This window comes from Mesorhizobium sp. P2_E9, assembly GCF_056403815.1.
On the sequence record NZ_JBFUET010000004.1, the window covers coordinates 1 to 13,254 of the forward strand.

A 13,254-nucleotide genomic window follows, 5' to 3' on the forward strand; every position below is an offset into this window, starting at 1 on the left:
TAATCGCGTCGAGCACGACATTGGGCGCCGTTTCGCCAAGTTGCAGCGGGCCTATGTTGAGACGTTCTGACATGCTGATCCCTCCTCGCGGGTTCAATCCACAACGGATGTGCGGGCGGGTGGCTTGAGCCCATGTGCTGCACATACGTCCTTGGGCATGCTAAAATGGCGGTCGGCCTTAGGACGCGTCGAGGTCGGCGTCGATAATCAAATTTATAGCACGGAGAGGGCGGACGCTAGTTCTTAGGGAGGGCAACGCTTTTACTAGRTGGCGCCCCACGAGCCGAGCAGGCTYTTGATACCCAGGTGCRCCAAGGTCYGGAAGTGCCCGACCGCTTATRGCCGAGCGTTACAGTGTAACCAACGGCAGCCTGCCGAGAAARACCCTAAGCGCCCTTAGCGGCGAACAGCCGCTTTGGGTCGSAAGCRGAACGTCTGCTTCCGAGATGATAGAGCCAGAAAGCCGACCTTTGTATTCAGCGTAGTGGGCCAACTGCAGGCACGACGAACGGAGCGACGGGCCTTACTTCACCGTGATGGCCATACCGCTGAGATCGGCATTGACTTGCAGGCCTACCTGCTTGCCTGAGAGTTCGAGTTGGGCGCCCTTTCATTGGTCCTGACGATCACCTGGGCCGCCTTGCCGAGCGCGCCGCCACCGCCCGCCGCACCGTAGAGCCAGTCGCTCCGGCATTCGCGGCGTTGGCTCCTGGCCAATAACCTATCGCTGTTTTGTCGCAAGTTGACGCACCAAGGCCAACGCTTGGCGTTTGCAACCGCTGCTCAGATGCGGCAATTCCACTCCGCTTCAGGCTCACGATCTGGCCAAGTGTCCGCACGCCGAAACACACCCCTCAGGCCAGGACAGCGCAGCTCGCGAGCAGCATACTCATTCACGTCAAGCAAGGAAATGCCTACCCGGTTTGGAATAGCAGAAATAGGCATGCACGGTCCGGTTGCACCTGCTGCATCCGCCAACGGCCATTGCGGAGCCGCTAATCGACGTGGCCGCAATCGGCAGGCCATGACCCTTTTCGGTTGCATTAGCCTCTGCTACAGTTCCCTTGGGGAGCCGTATCTGCCATGCGCAGCGCAGTCATCTTCCTCATTGTCGCGTTTGCTGCTGTTTCGGGACAAGCCTGGGCCGAAAAGCGCGTTGCGCTGGTCATTGGAAATTCGGCCTACCAGCACGCCGTCCAACTCGCCAATCCGAAAAACGATTCTTCCGACATGGCTGCCAAGCTGGAAAGCCTCGGCTTCGAGGTTGTCAGCGGCCAGGACCTCGACCTGGCAGGAATGCGTCGCACGGTGCGCGAGTTCTTGGAAAAGCTCGACGGTGCCGATATGGCGCTGTTCTTCTATGCTGGGCACGGCCTGCAGGTTAATGGCAACAACTACATGGTGCCGGTCGATGCCCAGTTATCCGGCTACAATGACCTCGACTTCGAGGCCCTTCCGATGGACCTCGTACTTTCGGCGATGGAACGCAGCACCAAGGTCAACCTCGTCTTCCTCGATGCCTGCCGGGACAATCCGTTCACCGAGAAGCTTTCCCGATCGATGGGGACGCGCTCCGGTTCCGTGAGTCGGGGTCTGGCCAGACTTGGGAGCGGCGTCGGTTCGCTCATAGCATTCGCAACGCAACCGGGTAACGTCGCCATGGACGGAGCAGGGCGGAACTCGCCGTTCACGACTGCACTGCTCGCTCACCTCGGCACGCCGGGGCAGGATATCACGCGCGACCTCATCGATGTGCGCCGCGATGTGCTGGCTGCGACGGAGGGCAAGCAAGTGCCATGGGAAAACTCCTCGCTCACGGGCGAGATCATATTGAAGCCTCTCGCGACCGAGCAACCGAAGGCGGTATCTGCTCCCACACCGCAGGTGGCGGCACCGGACAATGCGGTCGAGCTTGCATATTGGGAGTCGATCAAGGGAGAGCGATCACGGTCTTATTTCGAGACCTACGTTAGTCGGTTTCCGAAAGGGCTCTTTGTCGATATTGCAAAGCTTAAGATTACGGAACTCGAATCGGCCGAAAAATTCGGTGATGTAGCCAAGCCGAACACTACCTCGGAGACGCCTAAGCGGGAACTTGAGGCCTCGTTGGGCACAAATGATGGTCACTCGCTATCGAAGCCTGGCCAGGCGCAAGGTCAGATGGACGACAAAAAGCCCTACTATGATCCGGAAAAGGCGCGCAGGGTTGCGGTGTCCGAAATTCCTTCTGATGCCGACACTCGGCTGAAAGCAGCACTCAAAGCATTATATCCATATCAATACGAGATCCGGTACGGCTTCTTTCGCGGCAATCTGTACATTGCAGCTCTCGGCCTCGGCGGTACCGACTGGGAGACCGCGCGCGGATTGGCCGATGCGACAGGGGGGCATCTCGCAACGATTTCCGACGATGAGGAAAACAGATTTGTCTATGACTTGTTCGCGACTGACCATCGCTTTGTACAAGTTGGCCTGAAGGGAATGGATCTAAACGGTCCCTGGATAGGCCTCTTCCAGCCCGTTGGCTCCAGGGAACCGGGTGGCAACTGGATGTGGGTCACAGGTGAGGCGCTACGCTACAAGAACTGGAACAACGGCCAACCGAACAATTACGAAGGCAATGACAACGCCGCGCTATTCTATAGCTATGGTACCAGGGTACCGAAGGACGAGCAGCGTCCGATCAGATGGGATGACCAGCCGGGACAGCGACTCGGAACCGGATTCATTGTTGAGGTCGAAGGCGACGCCGACAAACAGCAGGCTTATCTGACTTTCGAAACTCAAACAGAACTGGTTCGCCTCGGGTGCCTGGTCGGCAAAATAGACGGCAGTTGGGGTTCGAGTAGTAAGAAGGCGTTGTTGAATTTTGAGGAAAGACGAGGCGTAGAGCCCTCTTCCAATGTACCAAGCAATGACACACTCGTGGATTTGCGAGCCATCAGGAAGCCGGTTTGTTCGCATTAGACAAAGCGCATCGTCGCGCGCTGCGCTCTTGCGGTGCATTCGGAAAACTGGAAAGCGCCTCACTGGGCGCGATCACGTCCAAATTCCTGTCAGTCACAGCTCAACGTCGTCATCTTCGCCTTGGTCTGCATCCTTCTCGCGCTTGGGCTCGGCTATGTCATCTCGTGGGCGCTGATCGAGCCGGTCAATCAGATCGAGGCGCGGCTTCACCGCATGGCAGCCCTTGGGACACTTGATAGCCCGCTGCCTCACGGTGGCGGGCTTTTTACTTTTTGTGCGGCACGATGTAGGTACTGCTGACGCCGTTGCCCCCAATGCCCCGCGTGACAACGACTGTTGAATAGGTGTTCGACAGCGAACCTGTCACTGTCGCGTCGATTCTGCGGCAGCGGCCGACAATTTCGCCCCTAGGAGCGCTAGCCAGCCTGCTCTTCAATGAAGCCCGGCACTCGTCAAGCGACGAATATACTACCGGAGGCACGTCAATTGGCTTGCAGACAAGAGGCGCGTTCGGGCTGCACGAAAGCAAAATCATCACTGCCGCAGTTGCCGGGTCCATCTCCGAAGCTCCCATGTTTTTGGACGAGACTTGAACGCTGAACGAGGGAGTTTGTTTCGTGTCGCGATCTTACAACGGGCTCGCGATGAACCGTAGGAACTCGTCGCCGACCCCGGTCGTCCTCTTGGCCAGGAAGACACCTGATGTGCCCATCCCCATCATACTTCCAGTTTCGGCGAGGCCTTCACGGGTTAAATCTGACAGGACACGACTCAAAGCCGCTTTCGAAACCGAAGTTTCTGGCAGGGCCGCTCGAAGAACGTCCATTTGTGCGCCCGCCGTCATCTCACTGGCCTTTTGCCTCATTTCTGGTGACGATGAAGGGTCGGCCAAGAGCTTGAGAACTCGCGTATGCGCGGGCGAAAACCTTTCAATATAACCAAAGAAAGCGCCGCGAAGAACATCCTCGATCTGGAGCCCTGCTGCGATATTAAGGACGCCGTTGCGGAGTGCTTCGACTTTTTCCTCCTTGGCGGTTTTCACTGCGGCTGTAGTGGCCTCAGCTACCGCAGATATGAAGTCGTCGTTTTCGGAGAGCGTCGAAGGGTCGAAGTCACCCAAGCGATCTTGCAGATCCCGAAGGCCTTCGCCTACCTTGGTGAACCACTGATCCCGTCTCTTCTGGAGCGGAGCAGCGACAAACCTCTCAACGATCTGTCCGATAGCATATCCGGCGCCTGGAATAAGCGTGACGGCCGCTCCCGCATCGATGGCTGTTCTCGCGACGTGATAGGCACCGGACCGCGTATCCTTTTCCGGGTAGGGCGGCAGGTGGTTCTTTTCGTCGCTCATTGGTGCCTCATATAGCATTCCGTGTCGAAGGCCCGTACCGTACCCATGTTCGCCAGGATACGCTGGCGTTTATTCGGCGGATATTCGACGGAATATGGGAGAGGACAGCTAAGTGCTTGAAATCGTTGGTACGCCCAAGGGGAATCGAACCCCTGTTACCGCCGTGAAAGGGCGTTGGGCGATGGTGAAGTTCGTCCAAAGCCTTCCGTCACGCTGATCGCGGCAATCATCAGAACAGGTCCGTTATGCTGTAGATCAGCCGTTTTCCGGCGCTTTTTAGGATCGTCTAAGTCTTTGATAAGATTGGCTCCCCGGGCCGGATTCGAACCAGCGACCAACCGGTTAACAGCCGGTTGCTCTACCACTGAGCTACCGGGGAACGGAGGCTCTTTGAGCAAGTGGCGCAGCCTATAGCAAACACCTTTCGGCTTTGCAAAGAAGCATTTCGTTTTTTTCCGAGACTTTTTCGCTCAAGCGTTTCTCGCAATCGGCGGCATCCGCCCTCATATTAGCCGTCTTGGCGATGGGCGCGGAACCGAAAGGGCGGTCGCGGCTTTCGTAAAATGATATTTTCGAGCGACCACACAGGCAGCCATTGGCGATGACGGCAGCAGACGAAAACCGGATACCGGCACGAAAGATCTCGATTTTCGGGCGCGAGTTCACCATGCCGCAGTCGCGTGGCCTCAGAATCGCGATCGGCATTCTTTTGACCATCGGCGGCATTCTCGGCTTTCTGCCGATTCTCGGCTTCTGGATGGTGCCGATCGGACTGCTGGTGCTCTCGTATGAATTCGCCATGGTGCGCCGCCACCGGCGCCGCTTCGTCGTCTGGTGGGAGCGGCGGCGACGGCCGGATGGAGTTGCGGGTACCAAGCCGCGCCTTTGACCGCGCCATCCTTCCTGTGCGTCATGCCCTTGTTCGGGTTTCGGATTTTCGCGAATCGGCTTTTCGGTTCGCACTTCTCCCAAGATCCTCGCGGATTTCCTTGAGAACGGCGGCGGCCGAAGCAAGGCGCGCACGGTCGCGCGGCGAAAGCCTGGCGGTGCCGTCTATTGCCAGGCAATCGATGGCATGGCGCAGCAAGGCCTCGCATCCCGCTCGCGACAGGCCGTCCCAGGCGCTCGCTCCGTCGTTCGGGCTTGCCGGCCGCATGGCGCAGTCCTCCTCGTTTCTCAACGGTGGTCGGGGCGTGGAGTTTCTCGTGATCGCCTGCTATCCTTAACGTTCTGCTAATACGCGTCGTGGCCGCAATGGTCGCGGCGCTGATGCGGAGGGTTAGATTCTTGCAGAGGAAACCGCGTGGAATGCGTGGTGGCCGCTTGACGCCATTTTCGCCGCAACCTATTGGAACCGGGTGGAACGCCGGGAGCAACGAGGCCTCGTGGCGGAGTGGTTACGCAGAGGACTGCAAATCCTTGCACCCCGGTTCGATTCCGGGCGAGGCCTCCAATACCCGGGCTCCCGCGCGCACAGCGCCGGAGCCTGACGTTCTCATCGAAATGAACCGCGGCTCTGACGCGGCAAGCGGATTGGTTGGAACATGAGCGCTGATTTTGTCGAGCTTCGCGTCAAGATGGTCGATGGCCAGGTTCGCACCACCGACGTGACCAGCGCCCCGTTGCTGGATGCCATGCTTTCCGTGCCGCGCGAGGTTTTCGTCGGCGAGCGCCAGCGCGATCTTGCCTATATCGACGAGGACATCCGCATTGGCGACGGCGCCGATGGCGCGCGCTATCTCATGGAAGCATCGCCGCTGGCCAAGCTGATGCAGCTGGCCGAGATCAACCCAACCGATTCGGCGCTCGATGTCGGCTGCGGCACCGGCTACGCCTCGGCCATCCTGTCGCGGCTGGCGGGGTCCGTCGTGGCGCTCGAGAACGATTCGGCGCTGGCGCAAACCGCGGCATCGACCCTTTCCGGCCTTGGCTGCGGCAATGTGACCGTGGTCCAGGGCGCGCTGCCGCAGGGGCATACGGCCAAGGCGCCTTATGACGTCATCTTTGTCGGCGGCAGCGTCGAGAAAGTGCCGGCGCCGCTGCTCGACCAGCTTGCCGAGGGCGGCCGACTCGTCGCGGTCGAAGGGCAGGGCAATTCCGGCGTGGCGCGACTTTTTTTTAAGGCTGGGGGGGTTGTAACCGGGAGACGGGCATTTAATGCGGCAATTAAGCCACTACCCGGGTTCGAACGTGAGCATGCTTTTGAATTCTGAATGATTTGGCCTTGCAGCAGAGGCTTTGTCATGGTCGCCTGCATTTGAACAATCGTTGCTGATCCCAGACTGGGGGCACTTTGGGACCGAGCGACAGGGAGCATTAAAAAACACGCCACTCCGGCTGCTCTAAACGAGAAGCTGGCGCGGCGCGGTTCCCATGGGAAAACGAATGAGGGATATACCCGTGCCGTCTGTATCCAAGACCCTTTTTGCCGCTGTCCTCGTTTCCGCGACCGCGCTGTCTCCCCTGACCGCCTCGGCGGAAACCATCTCCGGCGCACTCGCCAAGGCGTATCAGTACAATTCCTCGCTGAATTTATCCCGCGCCGGTGTGCGCGTTACCGACGAAGGCGTGGCCATCGCAAAGTCGGGTTGGCGCCCAACCATCAACGGATCCGCCGACGCGAACTATGTGAACACGCGCGCCAGCGGCGCCAACAGCAAGACATCGTCGGCCAGCGTCGGCATTGTCATCAACCAGACCCTGTTCGACGGATTTCAGACCAGGAACAATGTGGCGGCCGCGGAAGCCCAGGTGAAGGCGTCGGTGGAGAGCCTGCGCAACACCGAAGAGAACACGCTGTTCAATGCGGCCACCGCCTATATGGACGTGATCCGCGACCGGCAGATCGCGGTACTGACCGAACAGAACCTGCAGTTCCTAACTGAGCAGGCGCGCGCCGCGCGCTCGCGTTTCGAGGTTGGCGAGGGCACGCGCACCGACGTTGCGCAGGCCGACGCATCGCGCGCCTCGGCGGTGGCATCACTCAGCGCCGCCCGCGCTCAGGCATTGGCCAGCGCCGCAACCTATCACCAGGTGGTCGGCGACGAGCCGGGCAAGCTCAAGCCGGCTGCGCCGCTGGCGAAGCTGTTGCCGTCGAGCCTCGATTCGGCGATTGCCATTGGTTCGGCCGAACATCCGGCCATTCTTTCCACCCAGCATCTCGTCGACGCGGCCGCGTTTTCAGTGAAATCGTCTGAGGGCGCGCTGTTGCCGCAGCTTACCGCATCGGCCGGCATCTCGGATGACTATCTCAATCGCAATCCGAATGCCGGATCGAACGGCAATTCGACCTCGGCCAATATCGGCGCCACGCTGACGATTCCGATCTATTCTGGCGGCCGGACCTCGGCGCACGTGCGGCAGAACAAGGAATCGCTTGGCGAGGCCCGCATCCAGGTCGATGTCAGCCGCGACCAGGTGCGCCAGGCCGTTGCCACCGCATGGTCGCAATACACCGCGGCACAACAGAGCGTCTCCGCCAACAGGCAGGTTATCGACGCCGCGCAACTGGCGCTGAACGGCGTCATCGAAGAGCGTAATGTCGGCCAGCGCACCACGCTCGACGTGCTCAATGCGCAGGCTACTGTCATCACCGCCAAGATCAACCAGGCCAATTCCGAACATGATGTGGTCGTGGCGAGCTACGCCATCCTGTCGGCGGTGGGGCGCCTGTCGGTCGATCGGCTTGGCTTGGGGGTGACCAAGTACAAGCCCGAAGAGCACTACAACGCCGTCAAGGACAAGTGGATCGGCCTGCGCACGCCGGACGGCCGCTAGGCCGCAGGTTGGAATTCTCGCGCGACGCAGGACGCGATTTTTCGAAACCCGTCCCGTTTCTTCGGCTTCGCGCTCTAATCTGTTGAAATCCCACATGTCCCCAGATTGGGGATTCTCGTGCGGCGATCCGTCGGTTACGCTGTCGCCATGATTCGAACCCGGCCTGTGCCGGGGCGGAAGACCACAGAGGTCACAAGGGCGGCGGATGTGACGATGGCAACGGCAAGCAGCGCGCAGCGCGAACCTTCCATGGAAGAGATACTGGCTTCCATCAGGAGGATCATCGAGGACAGCGACAACGGCCGCAAGCAGCCGGGCGAGGCCGATGAGCTGCGCCAGGATCTGGAGCCATCGTCGAGCGAGGCTCCGGCCGCCGATGTCGACGCGTTTCGCGCCGAGCTGCATGCTGCCCCCGAAGTCAGGAAGCCGGTTGCGCTCGCGGAAATCCAGGTGCCGTCGCCCGAGCCCGCGCGCCCCGAGCCCATGCGCATGGAATCGCAGACGCGTGCCGATCCCGCGCCCGCCAAGCCGTCGATGACGCTTGCCGAGGTCAGCGCCAGGATCGCCGCTGAGCCGGTGCCCACCGTCAGGGCCGACGCGGCAATGGTCCCGCAGCCTGGGGTCCCGCAGGCTGGGGCCCCGCAGCCTGGTGTGACAAGCGATGCTATCGTTGCCGATTGGCGGCGCGAGATCGCGGCGGTCGGAGAGCAGGCAAAAGCGATACCGGACAGGAGCATCCGCAGGCCGGTCGCCCAACCCGAGGCGCCCCAATTCGAGTCGCTAACGAGCGAACCGGTGGTGGAGGCTGCGCTCGAGCGGCCTTCGTCAAGCGACGCTCCGGCAAGCACGGCTCAGGCACGTGCGACGGCAACGGAAGCGCCTGCGGTCCGCGCCGCAATCCTTTCCGAACATACGGGCCGGCAGGTCGCCGCGGCCTTCGGCGAGCTGTCCGACGCCTTTGCCAGCCGCAGCAAGAAGACATTCGACGAGATGGCCGAAGAGATGCTGCGGCCGATGCTGCAGGACTGGCTGGACAACAATCTGCCGACGCTGGTCGAAAGGCTGGTGCGCGAGGAGATCGAGCGCGTCGCGCGCGGCGCGCAGTAGTTTCCTCCAGCGATCACTCTCGAAACGCCGCCCGTGAGGCGGCGTTTTTGTCGATGAGGTCAGCCCGCGCTGGTCGCGAAGCAGATGAGGTTGGCGTCGGGATCCTTGACGATGAACGTGCGGGCGCCCCACGGTTCGGTCCGCAATGTCTGGTGGAACGGGGCTGTGGCCGCCTGATACTCCAGAAACAGAGCCTTGATGTTGTCTACAATGATCGTCGCCGCCAGTAGGTCATCGGTCGAATTGGCGGCGAGTGGAGGTTTGTCGACATGGCGCAGGTTGAGCCGTGCGCCATCGCGGATGATTTGGGCGTAGAAAGGCGGCTCGCCATAGGTGAAGCGCGTCTCGAAGCCGAGCTTTTGCCGATAGAAATTACAGGCCGCTGCGATGTCGCAGACAAAGAGCTGTGGCTCGGCAAAGGCGAGATGCGGTTTTGCGGCGTCTGCTGCTGCATGATCGGTCACGGTTTGAAAGCCTTCCTTCAGCGCCTGCCAGCTCTCGAAACCTGACTTCCTGGCGACGAGTTCCTGGGCATCGGCAAGCTTGAAGCCGTGATCAAGGATCTGGCTGTCGCTGAGATGGCTAAAACGCGGCAAGAGCCATCCAATCACAGCGGCGACGGGATAATACCGCTCGCGGTGCCATTTGAGATAGAGTTTGGCCTGTTTCTTGTGGTGTTCGAGGGTCGGCATGGGCGCATTGCGGTTGAGATGGCGTAGGCGGGCAATGCCCCTCCGGCCGGAAGCCGATGCGCCCTACAGCAGCGTTGGCAACCTAAGATGGCTGGGATCGGTGGTCAAGGCGCGAGTGACAAGGCTTCCTCCAGCGAATAGGGACTGCCATCGTTGATGAGTAGATCGCGAACTGCTCCTGCTTGATCCGATCCGCGCCACGCCTATTTGCTTCTCATGAACCGAGGCGGCCCTTGCGGTTGACTTGGCCCAGACCTTCCGATTTACACCGAACCAGCAAAAATCCCGACAGCGCGGACCATTTTCCCATGCTTGAAAAGACCTACGACGCAAAGACCGTCGAGCCGAAGATCGCCAAAATCTGGGAAGAGGCTGACGCCTTTCGTGCCGGCGCAGGCGCCGAGGAGGGCGCCGAGGCCTTCACCATCGTCATACCGCCGCCCAACGTCACCGGCTCGCTGCATATGGGCCACGCGCTCAACAACACGCTGCAGGACATTCTGGTGCGCTTCGAACGCATGCGCGGCAAGAACGTGCTGTGGCAGCCGGGCATGGATCATGCCGGCATCGCCACGCAGATGGTGGTCGAGCGCCAGCTGATGGAAAAGCAGATCCACCGCCGCGATCTCACACGCGAGCAGTTCATCGAGAAAGTGTGGGAGTGGAAGGCCGAATCCGGCGGCGCCATCTTCAACCAGCTGAAGCGGCTCGGCGCCTCGGCCGACTGGTCGCGCGAACGCTTCACCATGGACGAGGGCCTGTCCAAGGCCGTGCTCGAAGTGTTCGTCACCCTCTACAAGGAAGGCCTGATCTACAAGGACAAGCGCCTTGTGAACTGGGACCCGAAACTGTTGACCGCGATCTCCGACCTCGAGGTCGAGCAGCAGGAGGTCAATGGCAATCTCTGGCACTTCCGCTATCCAATCGAGGGTGAGACCTTCGACCCGGAAAATCGGAAAACCTTCATCACCGTGGCGACGACGCGCCCCGAGACGATGCTGGGCGATACGGCGGTGGCGGTGCATCCGGACGACGAGCGGTACCGGCATCTGGTCGGCAAGAACGTGGTGCTGCCGATCGTCGGCCGAAAAATCCCTATCGTGGCGGACGAGTATTCCGATCCGGAAAAAGGCTCCGGTGCGGTCAAGATCACGCCGGCGCATGATTTCAACGATTTCGAGGTCGGCAAGCGTCACAAGCTGCCGGCGATCAACATCCTCACCATCGAGGCTGCGATAAACCTCAAAGACAATGAGGATTTCCTCGCCGGGATCGAGGTGACGCCGGAGCGCCAGGCGGTCTGGGAAGAGCTCAACGGGCTCGATCGCTTCGTCGCGCGCAAGAAGATCGTCGAGCTGATGGAGGCCGGCGGCTTCCTTGAGAAGATCGAGCCGCACCGCCATGCCGTGCCGCATGGCGACCGCGGCGGCGTGCCGATCGAGCCGTTCCTGACCGAGCAGTGGTATGCCAATGCGGCGGAACTCGCCAAGCCGGCGATAGCCTCGGTGCGCGAGGGTCGTACGAATTTCGTGCCGAAGAACTGGGAAAAGACCTATTTCGACTGGATGGAGAACATCCAGCCCTGGTGCATTTCGCGCCAGCTGTGGTGGGGCCACCAGATCCCGGCCTGGTACGGACCGGACGGGCGCGTCTTCGTCGAAAAGACCGAGGAAGAGGCGCTGGGCGCGGCGATCGAGTACTATCTGGCATTGGAAGGGCCGTGGAAGGGCTGGGTCGAGGACAAGCTGGAGAACTACAAGCCGGGCGAGATCCTGACCCGTGACGAGGATGTGCTCGACACCTGGTTCTCGTCGGCGCTGTGGCCGTTCTCGACACTCGGCTGGCCGGACCAGACGCCGGAGCTGAAGACCTACTACCAGACCGACGTGCTGGTGACCGGCTTCGACATCATCTTCTTCTGGGTTGCCCGCATGATGATGATGGGCCTGCATTTCATGGACGAGGAGCCGTTCCACACCGTCTATGTGCACGCGCTGGTGCGCGACAAGAACGGGCAGAAGATGTCGAAGTCGAAAGGCAACGTCATCGATCCGCTCGATCTGATCGACGAGTTTGGCGCCGATGCGCTGCGCTTCACGCTGACGGTGATGGCGGCACAGGGGCGCGATGTGAAGCTCGACCCGGCGCGCATCGCCGGCTATCGCAATTTCGGCACCAAGCTGTGGAACGCGACACGCTTCGCCGAGATGAACGAAGTCGCGCGCAATGACGATTTCTGGCTGAACGACGCCAAGCTTGCGGTCAACCGCTGGATCCTGACCGAACTGACGCGGGCGGCGCGCGAGATCACGGACGGCATCACCTCATACCGCTTCAACGAGGCGGCCGGTGCTGCCTATCGCTTCGTCTGGAACCTGTTCTGCGACTGGTATCTGGAGCTGCTGAAGCCGGTGTTCATGGGCACGGACGAAGCGGCCAAAGCTGAAAGCCGCGCCTGCGTCGCCTTCGTGCTCGACGAGATCTACAAGCTCCTGCACCCGATGATGCCGTTCATGACGGAAGAGCTGTGGGCGCAGACGGCGGGCGAGGGCAATGAGCGCTCCTCGTTGCTTTGCCATGCCGCCTGGCCGTCGCCGGACTTCGAGGACGCCGAAGCTGCCGCCGACATCAACTGGCTGGTCGACCTCGTCTCCGGCATCCGCTCGGTGCGTTCCGAGATGAACGTGCCGCCGGCGGCGATCGCGCCGCTGGTCGTGGTCGGCGCCAATGATGTCACGCGCGAGCGGTTGGTTCGCGAGGACTCCGCGATCAAGCGGCTGGCGCGCGTCGGCGACATCTCGTTGGCTGACACAGCACCCAAAGGCTCGGCGCAGATCGTCCTCAATGAGGCGACGATCTGCCTGCCGCTCGGCAGCCTGATCGACCTCACCGCCGAGGCCGCCCGGCTGCAGAAGGAACTGGCCAAGGTGACCGAGGAAATAGCCCGGCTGCACAAGAAGCTGTCCAATGAACGCTTTGTCGCCAGCGCACCGGCCGAGATCGTCGACGCCGAGCGCGAAAAGCTCGCCGAATACCGCGACGCGCAGGACAAGCTTTCGGTGGCGTTGACCAGGGTTCGCGACGCCGGTTGAGGATAGATTCTCGAGGCTTTAGCTGCTTCTAAAATGCAGGTCTTTTGCCTCCAAACTGAGCATTCCGTTGCGTTAATGTTGACGTAAACGGAAGTTTTAACCCCATTGTTGCCATAATGTAACAATGGGGCAGTAAGCCCTTAAAAATAGCTGTTTTTGAGCCTTTTCAGCCGGTTTTTCTCTCCTTTTACCGCCAGCGCAGGCCCCGGAAGGCGATTTTCGGCGTCCTGGCGCTGCCTTGCATTTTGTCGAAAATGCGTTTGGCAAC

The 13,254-nt window shown here is 60.7% G+C and carries 8 protein-coding genes and 2 tRNA genes; 7 read left to right on the forward strand and 3 right to left on the reverse strand.

Annotation, left to right across the window (positions count from 1 at the left end):
- Window positions 1-1,083 precede the first annotated feature (1,083 nt).
- The gene (locus AC1D05_RS08390; RefSeq protein WP_477439970.1) at window positions 1,084-2,967 is read left to right on the forward strand and encodes a caspase family protein; all 1,884 of its coding nucleotides are present in this window, start codon (window positions 1,084-1,086) and stop codon (window positions 2,965-2,967) included.
- A gap of 628 nt (window positions 2,968-3,595) precedes the next feature.
- Here the strand turns inward: AC1D05_RS08390 and AC1D05_RS08395 are convergent.
- Window positions 3,596-4,318 carry a hypothetical protein gene (locus tag AC1D05_RS08395; protein WP_477439972.1) on the reverse strand — a complete coding sequence of 241 codons (723 nt, stop codon included), beginning with the start codon at window positions 4,316-4,318 and terminating at the stop codon, window positions 3,596-3,598.
- 304 nt (window positions 4,319-4,622) lie between these two features.
- Window positions 4,623-4,697, reverse strand: a tRNA-Asn gene (locus tag AC1D05_RS08400).
- 222 nt (window positions 4,698-4,919) lie between these two features.
- Here AC1D05_RS08400 and AC1D05_RS08405 point away from each other — a divergent pair.
- The 5 genes from AC1D05_RS08405 to AC1D05_RS08425 all read left to right on the forward strand — a co-directional run bounded on the left by AC1D05_RS08405 (window position 4,920) and on the right by AC1D05_RS08425 (window position 9,202).
- On the forward strand, window positions 4,920-5,207 hold the full coding sequence (locus tag AC1D05_RS08405) for a hypothetical protein (protein ID WP_477439974.1): 288 nt from the start codon (window positions 4,920-4,922) through the stop codon (window positions 5,205-5,207).
- A gap of 490 nt (window positions 5,208-5,697) precedes the next feature.
- Window positions 5,698-5,771, forward strand: a tRNA-Cys gene (locus AC1D05_RS08410).
- 91 nt (window positions 5,772-5,862) lie between these two features.
- Window positions 5,863-6,531: a protein-L-isoaspartate O-methyltransferase family protein gene (locus tag AC1D05_RS08415; RefSeq protein ID WP_477439976.1), complete on the forward strand. Its 669-nt coding sequence runs from the start codon at window positions 5,863-5,865 to the stop codon at window positions 6,529-6,531.
- A gap of 187 nt (window positions 6,532-6,718) precedes the next feature.
- A complete protein-coding gene (locus AC1D05_RS08420; RefSeq protein ID WP_477439978.1) occupies window positions 6,719-8,095 on the forward strand; it encodes a TolC family outer membrane protein in 1,377 nt (458 codons plus the stop codon).
- A gap of 213 nt (window positions 8,096-8,308) precedes the next feature.
- Complete coding sequence (locus AC1D05_RS08425; protein ID WP_477440555.1) at window positions 8,309-9,202, forward strand: PopZ family protein; 894 nt, start codon at window positions 8,309-8,311, stop codon at window positions 9,200-9,202.
- Between the two features lie 59 nt (window positions 9,203-9,261).
- Here the strand turns inward: AC1D05_RS08425 and AC1D05_RS08430 are convergent, their stop codons facing one another.
- The gene (locus AC1D05_RS08430) at window positions 9,262-9,894 is read right to left on the reverse strand and encodes a bleomycin resistance protein (protein ID WP_477439980.1); all 633 of its coding nucleotides are present in this window, start codon (window positions 9,892-9,894) and stop codon (window positions 9,262-9,264) included.
- A gap of 308 nt (window positions 9,895-10,202) precedes the next feature.
- On the opposite strand from AC1D05_RS08430, the gene AC1D05_RS08435 reads away from it, so the two are divergent.
- Window positions 10,203-12,986 (forward strand): valine--tRNA ligase, encoded by a 2,784-nt coding sequence (locus AC1D05_RS08435; RefSeq protein ID WP_477439982.1) that lies wholly within the window; start codon window positions 10,203-10,205, stop codon window positions 12,984-12,986.
- Window positions 12,987-13,254: the final 268 nt, after the last annotated feature.